A 24,081-nucleotide genomic window follows, 5' to 3' on the forward strand; every position below is an offset into this window, starting at 1 on the left:
AATTTGGGGGAGGTAATTCGTTATGATGAGATCAATGTATTCTGCTGTATCAAGTTTGAGAGCACATCAGACTAAAATGGATGTTATAGGAAATAACATTGCAAATGTCAATACAGTAGGGTTTAAAGGTTCTAGAGTTACATTTAAAGAAACATTTGCTCAAACTGTAAAAGGAGCAGGTGGAGCTCAAGATGGACGTGGAGGAACAAATCCTATGCAAATAGGACTTGGAGCAGACGTGGCATCTATTGATACCATTCAAAGAAGAGGAGCAGTTGAGAGAACTGATAATCCAACAGATTTAATGATAAATGGAGATGGATATTTTATGGTATCTGATGATATTAACTTTTTAAATAGATATTATACAAGAGCAGGTAACTTTATGCTTGATGAAGGTGGTAGTTTGGTCACTCAAGATGGATATAAAGTACTTGGATATATGGCTGATGAAACAGGAAGACTTAAAAGTAGCTTAGAAGGACTTAAAATAGATAAATCTTTAGTATATCCTCCTCAAGCAACAAGACCATCAGATCCACCTATACCAGGTGAGGAAATAGTTACATTTAAAGGTAATTTAGATTCTAATACTACATCATTTGGAGAAATTGATGCAAGTGGTAATATCCAAAATGAAAAGGGAGCTATAGTGGGAGACTCGAATGGTGGAGCTGCTATCTACAGCTTTGATACAGAACTTTCAAAAGCTGCTGGAAAACCAATATATGCACAAAAAAATGAAGATTTAAGTCAGTCTCTTGCAAGAGAAACTACAATAGAAGTTTTTGATGATTTTGGGAATGTTCATCAATTAAAAATGTTATTTACTAAAATAGGTGTTGATTCAACTAACGATCAAAGTGTATGGAAAGTAGATGCAATATATATGGATCAAGATGGAGCTATGATAGCAAATAATACTACAAATAAATATACTGCAGATGGTAAACCTGACACTACAGATGTTTCTAATGGATTTAACTATAATGGAGGAAATTCATTTATACTTAAATTCGATAAAAACGGAAAAGTAGTTGGGGATAGTAAAATGACTTTCAATATTGGTAAGGATTTAACTGATGGTGCTGATGCATTAGTCTTTGACATGGATTTAAGCAACTTAACTCAATTTGCAGATAAATCTAATGCTGATGCGAGTTTTATAAAAGGATATAAGCAAGGTTCACTTAGTGAATATGCTATAGCACCAAATGGTGAAGTAATAGGTATGTTTGATAATGGACAAAGAAGGCTTTTGGGTAGGGTTGCAATAGCTAATTTTAAAAACCCGTCTGGGCTTCAAAGATTTCAATCTAATATGTTTTTAGAAACTAGAAACTCAGGTAATGCAGTTATTGGAAAACCTGGTCAAGATGGATTTGCAGGGCTTAATCCAGGTTCACTTGAAATGTCTAACGTTGACTTAGGTCAGGAATTTACAAATATGATTACAACTCAAAGAGGTTTTCAAGCTAATTCAAGAGTTATAACCACAACTGATCAAATGCTTGAAGAACTTGTAAATCTAAAGAGATAATAAGGTGAAACTATGATAAAGGTTAAGAGGTTTAATGGAGAAGAGTTTGTAATAAATTGTGAATTAATAGAAACTATAGAAGGAAATCCAGATACAGTAATAACATTAACTACAGGACATAAATTTGTAGTAATAGATAATGTAGATACAGTAATTAAAAAAATAAAGGAATTTAAAAAAGATATAAATGCAAGCATTGTAGTACGCAGAAAAGAGGTGTAGCACTTGGATTTAGGAACACTCATTGGTATAGTATTGGGGTTTGTATTAATCATAGTAAGTATTCTTCTAGGAGGAAGTTTGGGTTCGTTTTTTGATCTTCCTTCTTTAATGATAGTGTTAGGGGGAACAATTGCTGCAACTTTAGTTGCATATCCCCTTCCCAAAGTTAAAGAGATAATAAAATTAACACAAATAGCATTTAAACAAAGACCAAATAATCCAAATGATATGATAGATAATATAATAGAACTTGCAAATAAAGCTAGAAAAGAAGGGCTTTTGGCTCTTGAAGAATCATCAGGTAATTTAGAAGATGATTTTATAAAAAAAGGTATAATGCTTGTTGTAGATGGAACAGATCCAGAACTTGTTAGAACATTACTTGAAACAGAATTAGCATTTTTAGAAGAAAGACATAAAGGTGGTCAAGGATTATTTGAAACTATGGGATCTTTATGTCCGGCTTTTGGTATGGTTGGTACACTTATTGGGCTTATTAACATGCTTCAAAAGCTAGATGATCCATCAAGTATAGGTCCATCCATGGCGGTTGCATTAATTACAACATTTTATGGGTCGTTATTTGCAAATTTAATATTTATACCAATTGCAAATAAGTTAAAGTTAAAGAGTAGAGAAGAAACACTGGAAAAAGAAATAGTAGTAGAAGGACTACTGTCTATACAAGCAGGAGAAAATCCAAGAATAATAGAGGAAAAGCTAAAAGCATTTTTACCTCCTTCAATGAGAAGAGAAGCGCAGGAAGGAGAAGCATAATATGCCTAGAAAGAAAAAAGAAGAAGAGGTCAAACAAGGTGCTCCAGAGTGGATGGGTACTTATGGAGACATGGTAACATTACTGCTTTGTTTTTTTGTTTTGCTTTTTTCAATGTCATCTGTTGATGCTCAAAAATTTCAAGCGATTATACAATCTTTTAATGGATCGTTAGGATTTCTTGATGGAGGAAAAACATTAGTTGAAGAACAGTATATAGATAAAGGATTAAGGAATGATAAAAGTATAGATCAAAAACAAGAAACAGAAAATTTTAATAACTTAGAAAAACAAATAAAAGATTATTTAAATAATAATGGACTAGATAAAGATGTTTCTGTTATGAATGAGAGTGTAGGACTTTTACTAAGATTTCAAGATAATATTTTATTTGACTCTGGAAAGGCAGATTTAAAGTCAAATTCTCAAAAAACTTTAAGGTATATTTCTACTCTTTTGAATAAAAATGAATTTAAAGATAAATTTATAAGAATAGAGGGACATACTGATAATGACCCCATAAGATATAATAGTAAATATCCTACAAACTGGGAATTATCTGTTGCCAGATCTAGCAATGTAGTTAGATTTTTAGTTGAAAGCACAGATATAGATCCTAAACGTATTTCAGCTTCAGGATATAGTGAATATCATCCTGTAGCACCAAATGATTCTCCTCAAAATAAAGCTAAAAATAGAAGAGTAGACATACTTATATTAAAAACTCAGTTCGTCAAGGATGAGCCTACAAGATTGGAGGATTAGTAGATGGATACAAAAAAAATAATGATTTTTTCTATTATAGGATTTGTGTTATCCTTATTTATATTTGCAGGAACTCTATATTTAACTGTTTTTAAAAGCTCATCTAAAGAAGCTAAAGATATAAAGACATATAATTATGATGCAGGAGAATTCTCTACTAATATGGGGGATTCAAATCATTACTTTAAAGGAAATATAGTAATTGAAACTACTGACAAAAAGGATGTTGAAAAATTAACAGAGAAAAATGTTATAGTAAGAGATACAGTGTTAAAAGTTATAATATCTCAAGATCCTAAACAAATGACAACTAATGAAGGAATGGATAAAATAGAAAGAGAATTAATATCTAAATTATCAAAGTCTGTAAATGTTAAATCTATAAGAAATATATATTTTACTAATTATATAGTTCAGTAAAGGCAGGTGGCGTAATTGTCTGAAATATTATCTCAAAGTGAAATAGACGCCTTATTAGAAGCTTTGAATACTGGAGAAGTAGATGTTCAAGAAATTAAAGAAGAAACTAAGGAAAAGAAAATAAAAAAATATGATTTTAAAAGTCCTAAAAAATTAGCAAAAGATCAATTACGCACTCTTCACATAATACATGAAAATTATTCAAGAATATTAAATACTTTTTTATCAGGATATTTGAGAAGTTATATTCAAATAGATGTATTATCTGTTGAGGAACTTTCATATTATGAGTTTAGTAATTCGATATCTAATCCAGCAATGCTTTCTATTGTTGATTTTAATCCATTGCCAGGACAAATAATATTTGAGGTTTCTACTTCATTGGCTTTTTGCATAATTGATAGAATATTAGGTGGAAATGGAAACTATCAAGGGGAAATAAGAAGTTTTACAGAAATAGAACTTACAATATTAAATAAATTAATTAGGCAAATAATAAAGCTTTTTATTGAACCTTGGGAGAATGTAATAGAGCTTTTACCAAAACTTGATAAAATAGAAACCAATTCTCAATTTGCACAAATAGTTTCTCCTAATGAAACTGTAGCTTTAGTTACATTAAAAGCAAAAATAGGTGAAATAGAAGGACTTATTAATATATGTATACCTCACATAGTATTAGAACCTATTTTACCAAAATTAAGCACTAAGTTTTGGTTTTCTACTACAACTAACAAAACAATTACAGATGAAGAAAAAAATATGCTACAAAAAAGGCTTAAAAGAGCAAATATACAATTATCTGTAATACTTGCGGAAACAAATATAACTGTTGAAGAATTTTTAAATCTTCAGGTGGGAGACGTAATTGGCCTTAATAAAAATATAAAAGAAGGACTTGAAATAAAAGTTGGAAATAAGGTTAAGTTTTTAGGTAACCCAGGAAGTAAAAAAAATAAATATGCTGTAAAGATTACTAAAGTCTTTGAAAAGGGTGATGATGAGTATGATGAATGATATGTTGTCACAAGAAGAAATTGATGCTCTTTTGAAAGGAGATTCGGGAGGTTTTTCTTCAGATTATTCAGATAATGACACGGATTTATTATTAAATGATATAGAAAAAGATGCAATTGGTGAAATTGGAAATATAAGCATGGGAACATCTGCTACCACTTTATTTACATTATTAGGCCAAAAGGTTAATATAACTACACCTAGAGTGGACTTAGTTACACTTAATGAAATGGCTGATGAATATCCCCTACCATTTGTAGCGGTAGAAGTAGGATATAAAGAAGGATTAACAGGAAGTAATTTACTCGTTTTAAAAGAGGATGATGTTAAAATTATAACTTCTTTAATGATGGGAGGAGATGGTAAGAGTCATCTACCTGATACATTAGATGAAATACATTTAAGTGCTATAAGTGAAGCTATGAATCAAATGATAGGATCATCTGCTACTGCACTTTCTGATATGATTTCTAAAAAAATAGATATACTTCCACCTAATGTTTATAAGGTTGATTTAGGAAATGAAGATTATGATCTTAAATTTATAAAAAGAGATGAAAAAATAGTTAGAATATCTTTTAAAATGACTATTGGAGATTTAATTGATAGTAATATTATGCAACTTATGCCTATTGACTTTGCTAAGACTTTAGTTGATAATATGTTATATGGGGAGTCAAATAATTCTAATTCATATGAGGAACCAAAAGATTATCCTTCTAAAGAATTAGTGCCACCTTCTGATGTGAAAAAAGAAGTTACAGATACAGATTATGTAGCACAAAATACTAGTTATTCAAGTAAAAAGGAAGAGATAAGACAAGAGTCTTCTGTAAATGTTCAACCAGTGAAATTTGAAAGCTTTGAAACAAATGATTCTTATAAAACTAATATGCCTGAAAATATAGATATAATTAAAGATGTACTTTTGAATGTAACAGTTGAGCTTGGAAAAACTAGAAAAAGCATTGATGATATATTAGAATTTGCTCCTGGAACAATAATAGAGTTGGATAAATTAGTAGGAGAGCCATTGGATATATTAGTTAATGGCAAAAAGGTAGCTAAAGGAGAGGTAGTAGTTATAGATGAAAATTATGGCATAAGAATAACTGATATTATTAAGCCAGAAAGAAGATTAAGAAATATTTAGTAAAATTTAAATATAATATTTATTCAAATTATAAGGAGGAATTACAAAATGTCAAAGAGCATATTATTAGTTGATGATGCAGCATTTATGAGAATGATGATTAAGGATATTTTAGTAAAAAATGGATATGAAGTTGTTGGTGAAGCTGAAAATGGAGCAAAGGCAATAGAAAAGTACAAGGAATTAAAGCCAAATCTTGTAGTCATGGACATTACTATGCCAGAGGTTGATGGTATACAAGCAGTAAAAGAAATAAAGAAAATGGATCCTAATGCTAATATAATAATGTGTTCGGCAATGGGACAACAAGCAATGGTAATTGAAGCTATTCAATCTGGAGCTAAGGATTTTATAGTAAAGCCTTTTCAAGCTGATAGGGTATTAGAGGCTGTTAAAAAAGTTTTAGGTTAATTTTAAAATGGGTATTTTATTAGAAATATTAAAAATAATTGGATATATATGTGTTTTTCTAATAATACTATATTTGGCTCAATGGACATCGAAATATTTAGCAAGAAAAAATGAATTTTTGCATAAAAATAAAAAAATTAAGATTGTAGAAAGGCTATTTTTAGGAAAAGATAAAGAAGTCATTTTATTACAATATAAAGAGAAAGAATATTTACTAGGTATTTCTCAAGATAAATTCACCAAAATAGATACTTTTAAGCTTAAGGATGATAATAATGAAAAAATTTAAAATAGTATTTTTGTTTATAACAATATGCTTACTTAGTACAAATTTATCATGGGCTCAACCACAAGTACCAAATATTTCTTTGGAGTTAAATGGAACTACAGACCCTAGGAATTTAAGTAGTACAATTGAACTAATATTGTTATTCACTGTACTTTCATTACTTCCAACAATAATAATAATGATGACTTCTTTTACTAGAATAATAATAGTATTATCTTTCTTAAGAAATGCTTTAGCTACTCAACAAAATCCACCTACTCAGGTTTTAGTTGGTCTTGCTATATTTCTAACATTTTTTATAATGGCTCCAGTTGGAAATGAGATTTATAATAATGCACTAAATCCATATTTCAATGAAGAGATAACTCAAGAGGAAGCTTTTGGCCTAGCCATGGAGCCTGTAAGAAGTTTTATGTTTAGACAAACAAGAGAAAAAGACATTTCTCTTTTCATAGAAATTTCTAAAATAGAAAAGCCTAAAACTTTAGAAGATATACCTAATAGAGTTTTGATTCCGGCTTTTTTGATAAGCGAACTCAAAACAGGATTTCAAATAGGATTTATAATTTTTATTCCGTTTATAATAATAGATATGGTGGTAGCAAGTACATTGATGTCTATGGGTATGATGATGCTACCACCTGTAATGATATCTCTTCCATTTAAAATATTACTTTTTATATTGGTAGATGGATGGAATTTAGTGATAAAATCTATTGTAATGGGTTTCAAATAAAAAGGAAGTGAAAAATTGGATGTTAATTCTGCTATTAATTTAGGGCAGCAAGCATTAACTATGATTTTATTAATTGCTTCACCTATACTTATATTAAGCCTTATAGTAGGGCTTTTAGTTAGTATATTTCAAGCTACAACACAAATACAAGAAGCTACACTATCTTTTGTACCCAAAATTGTTGTTACATTTATATCTTTAGTATTGTTTGGGCATTGGATGATAGCCACTATTGTTAATTTTACAGAAAATTTATTTTTAAATATAGAGAAGTTTATAAAGTAAAGAGATGATAATATGAATGAGGCTTTAAGTCAAATAGTAACCTATTTAAATTTATATATGATTGTTTTATCAAGATGTATAGGGCTATTTATAGCATCACCTGTATTCGGAAGGAAGAACCTTCCGAATATTTTTAAATTAGGGTTTTCTATGATATTAGCATATATAATTTTACCATATATAAGTGCTTCGAATTTAAGTGATATTCCATTTTTGCAGTTATTATTTTTGGCTATTAAAGAATTAATAATAGGACTAATTATTGGATTTATTGCATTTGTGATATTCTCAATATTTTTTCTTGCAGGGTCCTTTATAGATAGGGATTTAGGGTTTAGTATGGCAAATGTTTTAGATCCTCAGTATGGATCTCAAGTTTCTATTTCAGGAAATTTTATTTATATACTTTCTACATTGATTTTTTTGATACTAAATGGACATCACTATTTAATAAGGGGTATGATCAATAGTTTTTATTTATTGCCTGTTAATAGTTTAATAAAAGTTAATGACAATTTTTTTATACTAATAATAAAATTATTGGATTATATTTTTATATATTCATTAAAAATTGCTATACCGGTTATTATATCTATATTTTTAACTAACTTAATATTGGGTGTATTAGCTAGAACTATGCCTCAGATGAATGTATTTGTAGTTGGTATGCCTCTTAAAATAATATTTGGACTTGCTATTATGTCTATCACATTTCCTTATTATATACCTATAATAAAAACAATATTTAAAGACATGTATGAATTTATATTTCAAAGTATAAAATTATTTTAAGGATGAGATAAATGAATATATATATAAATTTACAGCTTTTTGCAGGGGATGAAAAAACAGAAAAACCAACTCCTAAAAAGAAACAAGAAGCTAGAAAAAAAGGTCAAGTACTTCAAAGTAAAGAAATAACTTCTTCTGTAACCCTAATTTTTTCTTTACTAATTTTAAAATATTTTGGTAAACATATAGTTAATAATTTATATGAAAGTATATTGTTTTTTAAAGATAACTTTTTTGATGCCGAGTTTGAAAATACTTTAGTGGGATACAGAGTTTTTATATATATTTTTTATTTTGCAATTAAAGGAGCTAGTATAGTTGTATTAATAAATGCTATAATTGCTATTTTAAGTAGTCGGATTCAAGTAGGACAATTATTTACAACAGAAACTTTAAAGTTTAAATTTGAAAGATTAAATCCTATTGAAGGATTTAAAAAACTGATTTCTTTAAGAGCTTTTTTTGAATTTTCAAAGTCTAGTTTTAAGCTTTTAATACTTACGATTATATCTTATAGCTATGTAAAAAAAAATATCTCTTATTTACTAAAACCAATGTATTTAGGTAAAGTTCAATTTTCCTATGCGTTATTTGATTTATCTATAAATCTTGGGATAAGATTATCTGTTGTACTTTTTATTTTATCTATTTTTGATTATTTGTATCAATGGCATGAACATGAAAAAAACCTAAAAATGTCTAAACAAGAAATAAAAGAGGAATTTAAGCAATCAGAAGGAGATCCTCAAATAAAATCAAAAATAAAAGAAAAGCAAAGACAGTCTGCAATGAAGAGAATGATGCAGGATATTCCAAAAGCTGATGTTGTTATTACAAATCCAACTCATTTTGCTATTGCCATACGATATGATGAAATGGAATATGATGCCCCTTATGTAATTGCAAAGGGAAAAAATTTAGTTGCATTAAAAATTAAAGAAAAAGCTAAAGAAAACAATATACCAATAGTAGAAAATAAACCTTTAGCAAGAGAATTATATGCTTTGGTAAATATAGGAGATTTAATACCTCCTCAGCTTTATGAAGCTATAGCAGAAATACTTGCTTATGTGTATTCATTAAAAAATGGAAGTAAGTAGGGGGATGAGAATGAAAAAATCAGGAGATATTATAGTAACTATAGGGATAATAGGTATAATTTTAATGATAATAATACCAGTACCCCTTTTTGCACTTGATATTCTTTTAAGTTTAAATATATCTTTTTCATTATTGATACTTTTAATTGCAATATATAATAAAGAAGCATTAGAGTTTTCTATATTTCCATCTTTATTACTAATTACTACTATGTTCAGGCTTGCTCTTAATATAACAAGTACAAGATATATATTAGGAACAGGAAGTGCTGGAGATGTAATTGAAGCTTTTGGCAACTTTGTAATGGGTGGAAATGCCTTGGTTGGATTTATAGTATTTATCATAATTGTTATTATTCAATTTATGGTTATTACAAAAGGAGCAGAAAGAGTATCAGAAGTAGGAGCCAGATTTACTCTTGATGCTATGCCTGGTAAGCAAATGGCAATAGATGCAGATTTAAATTCTGGTCTTATAGATGAAAAAGAAGCTAGAGATAGAAGAAAAAAAATACAAATGGAAGCAGATTTTTATGGAGCAATGGATGGAGCATCTAAATTCGTAAAAGGAGATGCTATTGCGGGGATAATTATAGCGGTTATTAATATATTAGCTGGATTTATAATGGGAATAGCTTTTCAAAAACTTTCTATACAAGAAGCTATTACTAGATTTACACTTCTTACTGTAGGAGATGGTTTAGTATCTCAAATCCCAGCTCTTCTTATTTCTACAGCTACTGGAATAGTAGTTACAAGAGCAGCTTCTGAGTCAAATTTAGGTGAAGATGTTATTAATCAGCTTTTTAAACAGCCCAAAATTATGTTTATAATATCAGGAGTATTGTTCTTTTTAGCTATAACTCCTCTTCCGTTTATTCCTTATTTTGCTTTGTCAGTAATTTTTCTTATCTTAGGCTTTTATCTTAGAAAATCTGCTGACATTTCAGAAGTAGGAGAAGAAGAAATAGAAAAGGAAGGTACAGATGTAGATGTAGAAGAAATAAGGAAACCTGAAAATGTATTACCTCTTCTTCAAGTAGATCCTATTGAGCTTGAATTTGGGTATGGGATAATACCTCTAGCTGACAAGTCACAGGGTGGAGATTTATTTGATAGGCTTGTCATGATAAGAAGGCAATGTGCTATTGAGATGGGAATAATTGTTCCTATGATAAGACTTAGAGATAACATACAGCTTGAAGCAAATGAGTATATTATCAAGATAAAAGGAGTGGAAATAGCTAAAGGAGAAATAGTATTTGATCACTATTTGGCTATGAATCCAGGAATGGCAGAAGGGGAAATAAGCGGTATTGATACTATAGAACCAGCATTTGGGCTTCCGGCTAAGTGGATTGACGAAAAAGAAAGAGAAAGAGCTGAAATATTAGGCTATACTGTAGTTGATCCTCCTTCAATTATTTCTACTCATTTAACAGAGGTTATAAAGAAATTCTCACATGAACTTTTAGGAAGACAAGAGGTGAAAATGTTAATTGATAATTTAAAAGAAAGTAGTCCAGCTCTAGTTGAAGAAGTAATACCTAATTTACTGTCCTTAGGAGATATTCAAAAGGTATTATCAAATCTTTTAAAAGAAGGAGTAACTATTAGAAATTTATCAACTATAATGGAAACTTTAGCAGATTATGGGGCTATAACAAAAGATACAGATACTCTTACAGAATATGTAAGACAATCTTTATTTAGAACAATAACTAAACAGTTTATTCCTAACAATGAAGCCAAAGTTATAACCCTAGATCCAAATTTAGAAAAAATAATTATGGATTCTCTTCAGCCAACAGAGACAGGTAATTACTTAGCATTAGATCCTCAAATTTCTCAAAGACTCGTTTCAAGTTTAAGTAAGGAAGTAGAAAAGCTTTTATCTATAGGAGAACAACCTATAATAGTTACACCTCCAATAATAAGACTTTATTTTAAACGTTTTATAGAACAAATTAGTGATGATATAATTGTATTATCATATAATGAAGTAGACCCTAAAGTTAAAATTAAATCTATAGGGATGGTGAGTATATAGTAATGCAAATAAAAAAATTTATTGCAGATAATGCACAAGAAGCTATCAAAAATGCTAAAAATGAACTAGGGGATAATGCAGTAATACTTCATACTAAAAAAATTAAAACAGGAGGAGTATTTGGACTTTTTAAAAAAGAAAAAGTGGAAGTATTAGCAGCTTTAGAGAAACAACAATTATCAAATAAAAGTATTGATTTAGAAGAACAAAACTTGGATAATAAATATATAAAGAAAATAGAGTTTAAGACTCAAGTAAAAAACAAAATAGATAAAATTGAACGTGAAAATGAAGAAGTGAATGCATTAAATAAAGAAATACAAGAACTTAAAAAAATGATAAGAAAAATAAATAACAAGGTAGATATTAATTTTAATAGTGAAGAAAGTATAAAAATTAAATTTAAAAATTATTATAAAAAATTAAAAAGAAAAGGACTATCAGATGAATTAATAGAAAATATTTTATGTAACATTGAATCTGTAGAAATGGATGATGGTGAATTTAAGGTTTATGTAGAAAAATATTTATTAGATAAATTTAAAATATATAACTTTGACAATTTTAATTTTAATAAAAAAGTAAATATATTTATTGGAACAACTGGTGTTGGAAAAACTACAACCTTAGCTAAACTTGCTTCAGAAGTTGTATTAAAAAAGAATAAGAAGGTTGGATTTTTAACATTAGACACTTATAGAATTTCAGCTGTTGATCAACTAAAAACATATGCAGATATATTGAATGCCCCAATTGAGGTAGCGTATGATATAAATGATGTAAGTTACTGTATAGAAAAATTAAAAAATAGAGATTTAATATTTGTAGATACAGCTGGAAGAAGTCATAAAAATAAAAAACATATGAAGGAATTAAAAGTTTTTTTAGATTGTTTTGAAGATAAAGAAATATTTTTAGTATTAAGTGCAAATTGGAATATAGATGATATAAAAAATATTATAAATGAATATAGCTTTTTAAAAGATTATAAAATCATAGTAACTAAATTAGATGAAACAGATAGAATTGGTATAGTACTAGATATTTTAAACAGCTCTAATAAGCCTATAGCTTATACTACCTTTGGGCAGAATGTACCAGATGATATAGAAAAATTTGATATTAAAAAAGTAGTAAATGAAGTTCTCAGGAGGTAAATGCTTATGGATCAAGCCTCAAAACTTAGAAGTGCCATTCTAAAAAAAAATAGTTATACTTATTCAGATGGGAAAGATAAGCAGCAAAATAGTGAAAATGAACCAAGGGTGATTTGCGTATCTAGTGGAAAAGGTGGAGTAGGAAAAAGTAACTTCACTTTGAATTTAGCTTTAGCTTTAAGAAAAAAGGGTAACAAAGTTTTAATTATTGATGCTGATTTAGGTCTTGCAAATATAGAGATTCTTCTTGGAATTAGCCCGAAATTAGGACTTATAGACTTAGTAAAAGATGATATAAATATTGAAGATATAATTATAGAAGGACCTTTGGGGTTAAAAATAATTTCAGGAGGAGCAGGAATAAGTGATATAGTTGATTTACCACTGTATAAGTTAAATAAAATATTAAATAATATAGCTTATCTAAAAAATTATGCAGATTTTATATTAATAGATACAGGAGCAGGTATATCAAAATCAGTTATGTCCTTTATATCTTCTTCAGAGGAAATAATTGTAGTTACAACTCCTGAACCTACATCAATAGCTGATGCCTATGCTTTAATTAAAGTTATTAATAAAGAATCTTCTAGTAAAACTATAAATTTAGTTATAAATAAAGCTGATACAAAGCAAGAAGCTGAAATTACATTCAATAAACTAAGTTTAGTAGCTAAAAAATTTTTATATAAAAACTTAGAATGTTTGGGATATATAAACAATGATAAAAATGTTCAAGTTTGTGTAAAAAAGCAAACACCATTTTATTTAGGGTCTCCTAATAGTTTAGCAAGTCAAAATATAGATATTATCTGTAATAAATTATTAGGAAAAAAAGAGAAAGATAAAGTATTTACTAGTTTTGTAAAAAAATTATCTAATTTATTTTTCAGCAATAGGGGGTAGAAATTAAATGAAGTACAAGAATTATTTTAAAGTAGGTGATAAACTAGAAATTCAGGTGTCTGATGATTATATAGATAAAGATAAAAGTTTAATCAGTCAACTCCTTGAAATAGCATCAGAAGATGAGTATTTTATAGCAATACCTATACATGAAGGAAATTTAGTACCAATATCTATTGGAAGTAAAATATTGGTGTATTATAGTGTTGATAACAAGGGTATATTTTATTTTACAGCAAAATTAATGAATAGAAAAAAGAATAGAGTTCCTTATTTTATGATAAAGCAGCTAACTGAGACAAAAACTATACAAAGAAGAAATTATTTTAGACTAGATGTCAGTATTCCAGTAGAAATTTACAATAATGAAAATGAAACTATTACAACTGGATATACAAAAGATTTAAGCGGTGGGGGACTCAAATTAATATCTGATAAAAAATTAGAAGATAATGAAAATGTATTGTGCAGGATAACAATAGAAGGAAAAGAATTAGAAATGAAAGTTCAAGTAATAAGAACAAAAATATATGAAAAAAATATTAAGCAATTTGAAATTGGCATTAAGTTTTTAGAAATAGAAGAAAAGGATAGAAATTATATAGTTGGTTATTTATTTAAACAACAAAGAATATTAAGGCAAAAAGGGTTGATTTAGAATGGATAAAATAAAAGTATTAATAGTTGATGATTCAGCTTTTATAAGAAAAATAATTAGAGATATTCTGTCTGCTGATAGACAAATTCAAGTAGTAGATGTTGCGAAAAATGGAAAAGAAGCAATAGAAAAGCTAATGACAAATGAAGTGGATGTAATAACTCTAGATGTTGAAATGCCAATAATGAATGGAATATTAACTTTAGAAAAAATAATGAATCAAAAACCAACTCCTGTAGTTATGCTAAGCAGTTTAACTAAGAGTGGAGCAGATTTGACAATACAAGCTTTAAATTTAGGTGCTGTAGATTTTATAACTAAACCTTCAAATATTTTTAAGATAAATGATGAAGAAATAAAATCTTTGATTACAGATAAAATAAAGATTGCTTCAAGGGTTAAAGTTTCTAAAAAGCCTTATACAGTAGAGAAAAAAATAAAAAAAATAAATAAGGAAAATTTGAATAAAAAAGACATAAACATAAGATCTGACACAGTAGAATATATAATTGCAATAGGAACTTCTACAGGAGGGCCTAGAGCACTTCAAGAAGTTGTAACTAATATATCAAAAAATATTAATGCACCAATTGTAATAGTCCAACATATGCCTCCTGGCTTTACAAAATCATTAGCAGAAAGATTGAATAATATTTCTCAAATTTTTGTAAAAGAGGCTGAAGATGGAGAAATTATAAAAAATGGGGTAGCATATATTGCTCCTGGTGATAGACATATTAAATTTAAAAATGAAGGGAAGCGTATTAAAATAGTTTTAGATGATGGGCAAAAGGTTTCAAGTCATAAACCTTCTGTAGATGCAATGTTTTATTCTTTATGTGAGATTGATTTAAAAAAAATGATTGCTGTTGTAATGACAGGAATGGGTTCTGATGGAACAAAAGGATTAAAAAAATTGAAAGAAATGAAAAGTAATGTTATATCAATAGCAGAAGACGAATCAACATGTGTAGTTTTCGGAATGCCAAAATCAGTTATAAATTTAGGACTAGCAGATAAAGTTCTTCCAGTTAATTTTATTAGCAAAGAAATTAATAAGTTAATGGGGGTGTAGTTAATGCTTGATTTAGAACAATATTTAGATATGTTTTTAGATGAATCTAAAGAGCACCTAGAAAATTTAAACCAAAGTTTATTAGAACTTGAAAATGATACTTCAAATATGGAAATAGTGAATGAAATATTTAGAATTGCACATACTCTTAAAGGAATGTCATCTACTATGGGGTTCTTAAAAGTATCTAATCTTACACATAAAATGGAAAATATTTTAGATGATATTAGAGGTGGAAAATTAAAAATAGATTCTAATATAATAGATATATTATTTGAAGGATTAGACATTTTAGAAGAGTTTATAAAAAATATAGAGATTGAAGGCAAAGAATCAGATAGATCAATAGAAGATATAATATATAGATTGGAAAATGTAGAAAATATAAAAGATGCAGAAAAAAATGAAGGATTAGAATATATAAATGATGTAATATCTAAAGCAAATGAAAGTGGACTAAATACTTATAGTTTAAAAATAGAGCTGGATTCAAATTGTATGCTAAAATCTGCAAGAGCTTTTTTAGTATTTAAATCAATAGAAGAAGATGGAGAAATAATACAAACAAATCCTTCGGCAGAGGATATTGAAAATGAGAATTTTGATAAAGAATTTGATATAGTAGTTGTAACAAAATTAACAAAAGAAAATTTACAAGAAAAGATAAAAAACATATCAGAAATAAATGAAGTAATTGTAAATGATTTTATTCAAGATAATGAAAAGATTAATAAAAATTTAAATAATGAAGAATTTAAATATATAAATGATGTAGTTATTAAAGCAAAAGAAGGTGGCTTAAATTCATACAGTCTTAAAATAGAGCTGGATTCAAATTGTATGCTAAAATCTGCAAGAGCTTTTTTAGTATTTAAATCAATAGAAGAAGATGGAGAAGTAATATACTCAAATCCATCTGTAGAGGATATTGAGGATGAAAATTTTGGGGAAGAATTTGATCTTATAATTGTAACAAAGCTAGACAAAGAAGTATTGAAAGAAAAAATAAAAAATATATCGGAAATAAATCATGTAATTATAGAAGATTTTATAGAGGATGTTTCACTTACAGAAAAAAATATAGATGATAAAGTCTTTGGAAATGAACTAAGTTTACAAAAGAATAAGAGTGAAAAAGAAGTAAAAAAAATAGAAAATAATAAGAAAAATCAAAATAAACAAAGAAAAGGAAAAACAGGAAAAACTGTTAGAGTAGATATTGACAGATTAGATAATCTTATGAATTTAGTAAGTGAGCTTATAATAGTTAAGACTAGATTAGAAGATATAGATATATCTTCTAAAACACAAAATATGAATGAAGCTATAGAGTATTTAGAAAGAATTACCACAAATCTTCATGATGCAGTTACTAAAGTTAGAATGGTTCCTATTGAAAGAGTATTTAATAGATTTCCAAGAATGATTAGAGATCTTTCTAAAGAATTAAATAAAGAAATCAATTTAATAATGGAAGGTGAAGAAACAGAAGTTGATAGAACTGTTATAGATGAGATTGGAGATCCACTAATTCATCTTCTTAGAAATTCTATTGATCATGGGATAGAAACTCCAGAGGTAAGAAAATCACTAAACAAAAATGAAGTAGGAACAGTTAAACTTCTTGCTTATCCAGATGGAAATAATGTTGTTATAGAAGTTTGTGATGATGGGGCTGGACTTAACGTAGAAAAAATAAAAAAGAAAGCTATAGAAAAAGGAGTAATGAGCAAAGAGCAAGGAGCCTTAATAGACGATAAAGAAGCTAGTTATTTAATATTTGCTCCTGGTTTTAGTACAGCAGATAAAATATCAGATATCTCCGGAAGAGGTGTAGGTCTTGATGTTGTAAAAACAAAGATAGAAGCACTAGGAGGGGAAGTAGAAATAGAAACTGAACAAAATAAAGGAACTAAATTTATAATAAGACTTCCACTAACTCTTGCTATAATACAAGCTTTATTGGTAATGGTTGGTAGTGAAAAATATGCTATACCTTTAAATAATATTAAAGAAATAACAAATATAGAAAAAAACAAAGTTAGAAAGGTAGAAGGAAAGGATATTGTTTTATATAGAGGAAAAACACTTCCACTAATAAATTTAGCAGATGTAATTGACTTAGAAAAAGAAAGAGAAAATAACTTAGAGGAAGTAACTGTTGTAATAGTAAAAAAAGGAGATAAAGACTTAGGTATAATAGTAGATAGTCTAATAGGACAACAAGAAATAGTTATAAAATCATTAGGAAAGTATTTGAGTGGAATTAATTTTATAGCTGGGGCTACTATATTAGGTAATGGTAGTGTAGCATTAATTATAGATACAAATTCTCTATTTTAAGGGGAGTGAAAGAATTGAAAAATAATGATAATCAATACGTTATATTCAAGTTAGAAGAAGAGTTTTATGGGATAAACATAAATTATGTTCAAACTATAGAAAAAATGATAGAAATAACTAGAGTTCCTAAAACTGAAAGTTATATAAAAGGAGTTATTAATTTAAGAGGGGAAATAGTACCAGTAATTGATTTGAGAAAAAGATTTAATCTTGATGATAAAGAATATGATAAAGATGCTAGAATAATAGTTAATAAAATTGATGATGTTTTAATAGGGTTTATAGTAGATTCTGCTTCTGAAGTAAAGGATATTAATCAAGAAGATGTTGATTACAATGTAGTTGATGATAGTTTTAATGAAGGTTTTATTAAAGGAATAGGCAAAATTGAAGATAGAGTTATCATATTAATAGATGTGTACAAAATATTAAATATGAATAATTAACTATAATTTAAGGGCGGAGGGAGAAAGAAAGGTTATGGGCTTTCAAATAAATGATTTAAAAGGTATATATATAGATGTTTTAAAAGAAATAGGAAATATAGGAGCTGGTAATGCGGCTACATCTCTTTCTAAAATGATTAACACAAAAGTGGATATGGAAGTTCCATCTATAGAAATACTGGATACAGAGAGAATAGTGGAAATTTTAGGAGGAGAAGAGTTAATTGTAGTAGGTGTGTATATTAGTTTTTTCAAAGACATAAATGGAACCATGTTATTAATTTTAGATAAAGAATCTAGTGATAATTTATTGAAAATTTTATTTGGGAAAAAACCAGAAAATGAATTTTATAATGATATGGAAATTTCTGCCTTGCAAGAAATAGGAAATATACTATCAAGTTCGTATATAAACTCTATATCTGCATTTTCTAATTTAAAAATAAATATATCTGTTCCTTCTGTAAGTATAGATATGGCTGGTTCTATATTAAGTGTACCAGCTATAGAATATGGACAAATAAGTGATAAAATAATATTAATAGAAAATAAATTGAAAGAAGGAAACAATGAGATTGTAGGAAAATTCTTTTTAATGCCAGACATAGATTCGTATAGAGTGTTATTCAAAAGTCTGGGAGTGTTAATTGATGAATAATAATGTTATAAAAGTAGGAATGGCAGAATATAAAACGGGAAAAGAAAATGATGTTTTAATAACATTAGGTTTAGGGTCGTGTGTTGGCATTGTTTTATACGATAAGTTTAGAAAAATTGGAGGAATGGCACATATAATGTTACCTTCAAGTAAAGAAATAAAAAACAATTCAAATAAGGCAAAATTTGCAGATACAGCTCTTGAAGAGCTTTTGAAAGAATTGATAAAAATGGGAGCATCAAAAAGTAGTTTAATAGCTAAAATTGCTGGAGGAGCTCAAATGTTTAATATTTCTATAAAGAGTAATACTCTTAATATAGGAAAAAGAAATGTAATTGCTGTAAAAGAAAAGCTTTCTGAGTATAGAATAGCAATTAAAGGAGAAGATGTTTTGGGTAATCATGGAAGGACTATAGAGTTTAATTGTAATAATGGAGAATTATCAATTAAGACTATAGGTAAAGGTAAGAAAATAATATAGATTAAGGTGTTAAAATATGAAGAAAAATATATTATATACACTTATAATAAATTATTTAGTATTTTTTATATACACATTAAGTGTAATAATAAAAAAAATAAGCTTTTCTGAGTTTATTAATAGATCTATCTTTTTATTGATAGCATTAAATATAGCTTTGTTTATATTTTTTAATATAATTTTGAAAAATATAAACAAAGTGAAAAATAGTATAGATATAGCTATACCTCCTATAGAGTCTGATATAAAAGACATATTAAATGATCCTAGTGGACAAGTAGAAGAAAATAATGATGAATTTGAAGAATTAAATTGGAGGCATTTAGATGAATGAATCAGATATATGGGTTAAATATAAAAGTCTAAAAGATAAAAATTTGAAAAGTGAGTTAAAGAAAGAAATTATTTTAAAATATATAAAATTAGTTAAAATAATTTCAGGAAGACTTTATAATTATTATGGGTCAAATATAGAATATGATGATTTAGTTAGCTATGGAATAATAGGGCTTATAGATGCAATAGAAAAATATGATTACAGCAAAAATATAAAATTTGAAACTTATGCGTCAGTTAGAATAAGAGGTGCTATAATTGATGAAATAAGAAATTTAGATTGGATACCTAGGTCTATACGTCAAAAATCCAAATTGATAAAAGATGTTTATTCAAAATTAGAAAATAAATTAGGAAGAGAGCCTACAACAAGTGAAATAGCAAGTGAACTGAATAAAAGTGAAAGTGAAGTTTTAAAGCTTTTAGAGGAAACAAATATATATAATGTAGTTTCTTTAGAAGAGGAATTAAATGATAATTTTAAAATTCAAATAGAAGATACTTCTTCTGATATAAACCCAGAAGAATCTTTAATAAAAAAAGATATTATAGAAAGCTTAAAGAAATCTTTAGATGCACTAAATGAAAGAGAACGACTTATAGTTAGTTTGTATTATTATGAAGGTTTTACCTATAAAGAAATTGGAAAAATCCTTAATATATCTGAGTCAAGAATATCTCAAATTCACAGCAAATCTATATTGAAAATAAAAGCAAGGCTAGAAAATTTTTAAGTAGGTATTGGGGGTGGGATTAATGGCAAAAGACATTTATCAAAAATTTGATGATGGAGAGATAATACTTAATATAACAAATGATTTCATGAAAGCTTACTTAAAAATAAAAACTAGTAAAGAAGAGGTAAATTTGAGCAAACAATATATATTAGAATTTTTAAAAAAAAATAATATTGTATATGGGATAAATGAAAGATATATAGATGATATTATTAAAGGGAATAATCTAAATAAACCAGTTGAGATAGCACAAGGATTAAAGCCTGTGTCTGGTGAAAATGCATTTATTAAATATTATTTTAATAATAACAAAGAAAAGAAAGCTAAAATTGATGAAAATGGGAAAATAGATTTTAAAGAACTTAATTTTGTAGAAAGTATAGAAAAAGGACAGGTTTTGGCTGAAAAAATTCCACCAAAGGAAGGCATAGACGGAATAAATTTGAAAGGTGAGAAAATAAGAGCTAATAAAGGTAAAGATATAAACTTTAAGTTAGGTAAAAATGTAGAAATAAGTGAAGATGGATTAAAGGTTATAAGTAAATGTAAGGGAAGAGTTGAATTTAAAGATGGAAGAATAAGTATTAATACACTTTTAGATATAAAAGGAAATGTAGATTCTTCTACTGGAAATATTAGGTTTAGTGGAGATGTTTTAGTTTATGGAGATATTAAATCTGGATTTTTTGTAGAATCACAAGGGGACATAGAGGTTAATGGGGTAATAGAAAGTGCTACAGTAAAAACAGAGGGAGATTTGATTGTAAAAAGTGGGATACAAGGCAGTGATAAAGAAGTTATATTTTGTAAGGGAAATTTGATTTGTAAGTATATAGAAAATGCTAAAGTAATTTGTGAAGGAGATATAGTTACAGATTTTATAGTTCATAGTAATATAATGTGCGTAGGCAGTATAACAGTAAATGGAAAAAAAGGTTTAATAGCAGGAGGAGAATTAAATGTTGGACAAAATATAACTGCAAATATAATAGGATCTCCAATGGGGACAAGAACATATTTAGAAATTGGTGTTGATCCTAAACTTAAAATTAAGATAAAATATTTTTTGGATGAAAAAAAAGATATTGAAAAAAAACTAAAAATTTTAACAGTTACTATAAATTCTTATAAAAACCTATTGAAAAAAAGAGCATTAAGCAGAGAAACAAGAGATATGTTTTTAAAAAAATTAGAATCATACAATGAATTTTCTGAAAGATTAGAATTTTTGAATGCTAATATACAAAAAATTAGTAGTGAAATTGAAGATTCAAAAGGAGGAATTTTAACTGTTAAGAAAAAAATATATCCTGGAGTTAAGATAAATATAGGAAAATTAACAAAGTATATAAGAGAAGAAATAAGTAGAGTTAAGTTTTATATTGAAGATAAAGATATTGTTACGAGAAAGTTGTAATGTAGGAGGAAAGTATGAATATAAATTACGTAATCATTTTAATCGGATTTATTACGTGTATTATAAGTTTATCTTTCTTAGTTAAATTTTCTTCTAGATTTGAACATGTAATTAAGATAGCAAATGAATCTAAAAGCAATTTTACTGATGATTTAGTAATAAATAAATTAAATGAATTAGATAAAAATATTAAAATTATAAATAATAATATAAAAAATGAAACAAGTGTTATAAATTCTAAAAATTTAAAAGTTACCTATTCAAATGAAATTGAAAGACTGAGTTTATTAGGATATTCAAAAGAAGAAATTGCTAAAATGACAAATAAAAGTATACGTGAAGTTGATTTAATTTTAAAATTGAAAAGAGAATAATAATTAAGATAATTTATGTATATTAAAGGTGAAAATGGACACAATTTTAATGAAATTGTAAATATAATGAAAATATTAGTAAATTAAAATGGAAAAAAATATTGTAAATTTAAATTCCTTGTGATATACTATCAGAGGCGAAAATAATACGCACGATTTGGAATTCTTAAAATGGTGCCAAAGGGTCTTTTAAGAAGATGCCCAAATCGGAGGGAAAACCATAGGAGGTGCATTTTAAATGGCAGTTATATCAATGAAACAATTATTAGAAGCAGGTGTTCATTTTGGACATCAAACAAGAAGATGGAATCCAAAAATGGCTCAGTACATATTTACTGAGAGAAATGGAATTTATATTATTGATTTACAAAAAACAGTAAAGAAAATTGAAGAAGCTTACAAATTCATTAAAGAAGTTGCTGAAACTGGAAAACCAATATTATTTGTTGGTACTAAAAAACAAGCTCAAGATGCTATTAAAGAAGAAGCTGAAAGATGTGGAATGTTTTATGTAAATGAGAGATGGTTAGGTGGTATGTTGACTAACTACAAAACTATCAAAAACAGAATTCAGAAATTAAGAGAATTAGAAAAAATGGAAGAAGATGGAACGTTTGATGTTCTACCTAAAAAGGAAGTTATAAAATTAAGACATGAAAAAGAAAAATTAGAAAAGTATTTAAATGGTATTAAGGATATGCCTGAATTACCAGGAGCTTTATTTATTGTAGATCCAAGAAAAGAAAAAATAGCAATACAAGAGGCTCATAGATTAGGTATTCCTGTTGTTGCTATAGTTGACACTAACTGTGATCCAGAAGAAGTTGATTATGCAATTCCAGGAAATGATGATGCTATAAGAGCGGTTAAGCTAATTACTAGTACAGTAGCTAACGCTGTAGCAGAAGGTAAGCAAGGCGTTGAAGACGAAGTAGAAGAGGTACAAGAATAATAAATTGGTAAGGGATAAAATCCCTTACCTTTAATAATATATAGGGAGGCGATTATATGGCAATTACAGCTGCAATGGTAAAAGAACTAAGAGAAAAAACTGGCGCAGGAATGATGGATTGTAAAAAAGCATTAACTGAAGTAGATGGAGATATGGAAAAAGCTATAGATTTATTAAGAGAAAAAGGTTTAGCAAAAGCTGCTAAAAAATCAGGTAGAGTAGCAGCTGAAGGGTTAGTAGATATATGTATGACTGAAGATGGCAAAAAAGCTGCTATAGTTGAAGTGAATTCTGAAACTGATTTTGTTGCTAAAAATGAAGATTTTAAAAACTTTGTAAAGGATGTAGCTACTACAATTTTAAAATCAGATAAAACAACTGTTGAAGAATTATTAAATGAAAAATATTTAGATGCTGATGCAACTGTTCAAGAAGCTCTAAATTCTAAAATAGCTACAATTGGAGAAAATATGAATGTAAGAAGATTTGAAAAATTTGTAGTTGATAGTGGGAAAGTTGCAGGATACATTCATGCTGGTGGAAAAATAGGAGTATTAGTAGCAATGGAAACAGAATCTGATAGTGACGAATTACTTACTTTAGGAAAAGATATTGCTATGCAAGTTGCTGCTATGAATCCAAAATATATCTCAAGAGAAGATGTAGATCAAGAGTACATAGCTCATGAAACAGAAATATTAAAGCAACAAGCATTAAATGAAGGAAAACCAGCTGAGATAGTTGAAAAAATGGTAGTTGGAAGATTAAATAAGCAATTAAAAGAAGTGTGTTTACTTGATCAACCATTCGTAAAAAATCCAGATTTAACAGTTGAAAAACTTGTTAAAGAAACTGCTAGTAAATTAGGTACTGAAATTAAAGTATCTAAAGTAGTTAGATTTGAAGTTGGAGAAGGTATAGAAAAGAAAGAAGAAAACTTTGCAGAAGAAGTTGCTAAGCAACTTAAATAATAAAAAAGAGAACAC

28 protein-coding genes are annotated in these 24,081 nt (G+C 27.5%); all 28 read left to right on the top strand.

Going from position 1 to position 24,081, the window contains the following annotated elements; genetic code table 11:
- Nucleotides 1-22: 22 nt before the first annotated feature.
- The 28 genes from BUA77_RS00185 (at nt 23) to tsf (ending at nt 24,066) form a co-directional block, all read left to right on the top strand.
- On the top strand, nt 23-1,540 hold the full coding sequence (locus BUA77_RS00185; RefSeq protein WP_072886390.1) for a flagellar hook protein FlgE: 1,518 nt from the start codon (nt 23-25) through the stop codon (nt 1,538-1,540).
- A gap of 12 nt (nt 1,541-1,552) precedes the next feature.
- Nucleotides 1,553-1,762 (top strand): flagellar FlbD family protein, encoded by a 210-nt coding sequence (locus BUA77_RS00190; RefSeq protein WP_072886391.1) that lies wholly within the window; start codon nt 1,553-1,555, stop codon nt 1,760-1,762.
- Nucleotides 1,763-1,765: 3 nt separating this feature from the next.
- Nucleotides 1,766-2,539 (top strand): flagellar motor protein, encoded by a 774-nt coding sequence (locus BUA77_RS00195; protein ID WP_072886392.1) that lies wholly within the window; start codon nt 1,766-1,768, stop codon nt 2,537-2,539.
- 1 nt (nt 2,540) lies between these two features.
- On the top strand, nt 2,541-3,302 hold the full coding sequence (locus BUA77_RS00200) for a flagellar motor protein MotB (protein ID WP_072886393.1): 762 nt from the start codon (nt 2,541-2,543) through the stop codon (nt 3,300-3,302).
- Nucleotides 3,303-3,305: 3 nt separating this feature from the next.
- Entirely contained in the window at nt 3,306-3,722 is a 417-nt protein-coding gene (locus tag BUA77_RS00205) for a flagellar basal body-associated FliL family protein (RefSeq protein WP_072886394.1), read from the top strand.
- A gap of 15 nt (nt 3,723-3,737) precedes the next feature.
- Nucleotides 3,738-4,739: a flagellar motor switch protein FliM gene (fliM, locus tag BUA77_RS00210; protein ID WP_072886395.1), complete on the top strand. Its 1,002-nt coding sequence runs from the start codon at nt 3,738-3,740 to the stop codon at nt 4,737-4,739.
- Nucleotides 4,729-5,892 (top strand): flagellar motor switch phosphatase FliY, encoded by a 1,164-nt coding sequence (gene fliY, locus BUA77_RS00215; RefSeq protein WP_072886396.1) that lies wholly within the window; start codon nt 4,729-4,731, stop codon nt 5,890-5,892. Before fliM ends, fliY begins: the two co-directional genes overlap by 11 nt.
- A 48-nt stretch (nt 5,893-5,940) precedes the next feature.
- A complete protein-coding gene (locus BUA77_RS00220; protein WP_072886397.1) occupies nt 5,941-6,303 on the top strand; it encodes a response regulator in 363 nt (120 codons plus the stop codon).
- A 7-nt stretch (nt 6,304-6,310) separates the two neighbouring features.
- Nucleotides 6,311-6,592 carry a flagellar biosynthetic protein FliO gene (locus BUA77_RS00225; RefSeq protein ID WP_072886398.1) on the top strand — a complete coding sequence of 94 codons (282 nt, stop codon included), beginning with the start codon at nt 6,311-6,313 and terminating at the stop codon, nt 6,590-6,592.
- Nucleotides 6,579-7,328, top strand: a complete 750-nt coding sequence (gene fliP / locus BUA77_RS00230; protein WP_330389926.1) for a flagellar type III secretion system pore protein FliP — start codon at nt 6,579-6,581, stop codon at nt 7,326-7,328. Before BUA77_RS00225 ends, fliP begins: the two co-directional genes overlap by 14 nt.
- A gap of 15 nt (nt 7,329-7,343) precedes the next feature.
- Nucleotides 7,344-7,613, top strand: a complete 270-nt coding sequence (gene fliQ / locus BUA77_RS00235; protein ID WP_072886399.1) for a flagellar biosynthesis protein FliQ — start codon at nt 7,344-7,346, stop codon at nt 7,611-7,613.
- Between the two features lie 12 nt (nt 7,614-7,625).
- Nucleotides 7,626-8,405, top strand: coding sequence for a flagellar biosynthetic protein FliR (gene fliR / locus BUA77_RS00240; RefSeq protein ID WP_072886400.1), 780 nt, complete (start codon nt 7,626-7,628; stop codon nt 8,403-8,405).
- Nucleotides 8,406-8,416: 11 nt separating this feature from the next.
- On the top strand, nt 8,417-9,505 hold the full coding sequence (flhB, locus tag BUA77_RS00245) for a flagellar biosynthesis protein FlhB (RefSeq protein WP_072886401.1): 1,089 nt from the start codon (nt 8,417-8,419) through the stop codon (nt 9,503-9,505).
- A 10-nt stretch (nt 9,506-9,515) separates the two neighbouring features.
- The gene (gene flhA / locus BUA77_RS00250) at nt 9,516-11,555 is read left to right on the top strand and encodes a flagellar biosynthesis protein FlhA (RefSeq protein WP_072886402.1); all 2,040 of its coding nucleotides are present in this window, start codon (nt 9,516-9,518) and stop codon (nt 11,553-11,555) included.
- Between the two features lie 2 nt (nt 11,556-11,557).
- Complete coding sequence (gene flhF / locus BUA77_RS00255; RefSeq protein WP_072886403.1) at nt 11,558-12,712, top strand: flagellar biosynthesis protein FlhF; 1,155 nt, start codon at nt 11,558-11,560, stop codon at nt 12,710-12,712.
- 6 nt (nt 12,713-12,718) lie between these two features.
- Entirely contained in the window at nt 12,719-13,618 is a 900-nt protein-coding gene (locus BUA77_RS00260) for a MinD/ParA family protein (protein WP_159428922.1), read from the top strand.
- 7 nt (nt 13,619-13,625) lie between these two features.
- Entirely contained in the window at nt 13,626-14,276 is a 651-nt protein-coding gene (locus tag BUA77_RS00265) for a flagellar brake protein (RefSeq protein WP_072886405.1), read from the top strand.
- A gap of 1 nt (nt 14,277) precedes the next feature.
- On the top strand, nt 14,278-15,351 hold the full coding sequence (locus tag BUA77_RS00270; RefSeq protein WP_072886406.1) for a protein-glutamate methylesterase/protein-glutamine glutaminase: 1,074 nt from the start codon (nt 14,278-14,280) through the stop codon (nt 15,349-15,351).
- Between the two features lie 3 nt (nt 15,352-15,354).
- The gene (locus BUA77_RS00275; RefSeq protein ID WP_072886407.1) at nt 15,355-17,694 is read left to right on the top strand and encodes a chemotaxis protein CheW; all 2,340 of its coding nucleotides are present in this window, start codon (nt 15,355-15,357) and stop codon (nt 17,692-17,694) included.
- Nucleotides 17,695-17,708: 14 nt separating this feature from the next.
- Nucleotides 17,709-18,140 (top strand): chemotaxis protein CheW, encoded by a 432-nt coding sequence (locus BUA77_RS00280; protein WP_072886408.1) that lies wholly within the window; start codon nt 17,709-17,711, stop codon nt 18,138-18,140.
- Between the two features lie 34 nt (nt 18,141-18,174).
- On the top strand, nt 18,175-18,798 hold the full coding sequence (locus BUA77_RS00285; RefSeq protein WP_072886409.1) for a chemotaxis protein CheC: 624 nt from the start codon (nt 18,175-18,177) through the stop codon (nt 18,796-18,798).
- Nucleotides 18,791-19,279, top strand: coding sequence for a chemotaxis protein CheD (locus tag BUA77_RS00290; protein WP_072886410.1), 489 nt, complete (start codon nt 18,791-18,793; stop codon nt 19,277-19,279). Before BUA77_RS00285 ends, BUA77_RS00290 begins: the two co-directional genes overlap by 8 nt.
- 16 nt (nt 19,280-19,295) lie before the next feature.
- Complete coding sequence (locus BUA77_RS00295; protein WP_072886411.1) at nt 19,296-19,613, top strand: hypothetical protein; 318 nt, start codon at nt 19,296-19,298, stop codon at nt 19,611-19,613.
- Entirely contained in the window at nt 19,606-20,349 is a 744-nt protein-coding gene (locus tag BUA77_RS00300) for a sigma-70 family RNA polymerase sigma factor (protein WP_072886412.1), read from the top strand. Before BUA77_RS00295 ends, BUA77_RS00300 begins: the two co-directional genes overlap by 8 nt.
- A gap of 22 nt (nt 20,350-20,371) precedes the next feature.
- Complete coding sequence (locus BUA77_RS00305; RefSeq protein WP_072886413.1) at nt 20,372-21,769, top strand: DUF342 domain-containing protein; 1,398 nt, start codon at nt 20,372-20,374, stop codon at nt 21,767-21,769.
- 14 nt (nt 21,770-21,783) lie between these two features.
- Nucleotides 21,784-22,143 (top strand): hypothetical protein, encoded by a 360-nt coding sequence (locus tag BUA77_RS00310; protein ID WP_072886414.1) that lies wholly within the window; start codon nt 21,784-21,786, stop codon nt 22,141-22,143.
- A 238-nt stretch (nt 22,144-22,381) separates the two neighbouring features.
- Nucleotides 22,382-23,095 carry a 30S ribosomal protein S2 gene (gene rpsB / locus BUA77_RS00315; RefSeq protein ID WP_072886415.1) on the top strand — a complete coding sequence of 238 codons (714 nt, stop codon included), beginning with the start codon at nt 22,382-22,384 and terminating at the stop codon, nt 23,093-23,095.
- Nucleotides 23,096-23,151: 56 nt separating this feature from the next.
- On the top strand, nt 23,152-24,066 hold the full coding sequence (tsf, locus tag BUA77_RS00320; RefSeq protein WP_072886416.1) for a translation elongation factor Ts: 915 nt from the start codon (nt 23,152-23,154) through the stop codon (nt 24,064-24,066).
- Nucleotides 24,067-24,081 lie beyond the last annotated feature (15 nt).

Source organism: Tepidibacter formicigenes DSM 15518, assembly GCF_900142235.1.
In the GTDB taxonomy this organism is placed as follows: Bacteria; Bacillota; Clostridia; order Peptostreptococcales; family Peptostreptococcaceae; genus Tepidibacter; species Tepidibacter formicigenes.